The sequence below is a fragment of the Halomonas sp. SIMBA_159 genome (assembly GCF_046536035.1).
GTDB lineage: Bacteria > Pseudomonadota > Gammaproteobacteria > Pseudomonadales > Halomonadaceae > Vreelandella > Vreelandella venusta_A.
In genome coordinates this window covers 1-311 of sequence record NZ_JAWJBT010000279.1, presented here as the reverse complement: position 1 = coordinate 311, position 311 = coordinate 1, and the positions used below count along the sequence as shown (strand labels likewise).

Here is a 311-nt window from a genome sequence, read left to right as displayed (position 1 = left end):
CCCCTTTTTACGGGCGTTCCTAATGCATATCGATGATTTTTCTCAATTCTTTTCAGTTATTCAAGACCCCCCAAAGTCAGCAAAAATATCGTACGCACTGTTAGACATTTTGTTTCTGACCGTATGCGCCACCATTGCAGGCATTGAGGGCTTGGAAGATATCGAAGACTTTGGCGAAGCTCACCTCGATTGGCTACAGGACAAAGGACTTTTTCGCCAGGGCATCCCTGTTCATGACACTATTGCCAGGGTTGTTTCTTCCATTGAACCTAACCAGTTTCAAGACTGCTTTTTAAAATGGATGCAGGCAG

Annotated in this window: 1 protein-coding gene; it reads left to right on the top strand. The window is 44.7% G+C overall.

What is annotated here, in order from left to right; translation table 11 throughout:
• Positions 1-22 precede the first annotated feature (22 nt).
• A partial coding sequence (locus R0J87_RS19290) for an ISAs1 family transposase (RefSeq protein ID WP_498888254.1) occupies positions 23-311 on the top strand: 289 nt, incomplete at its 3' end.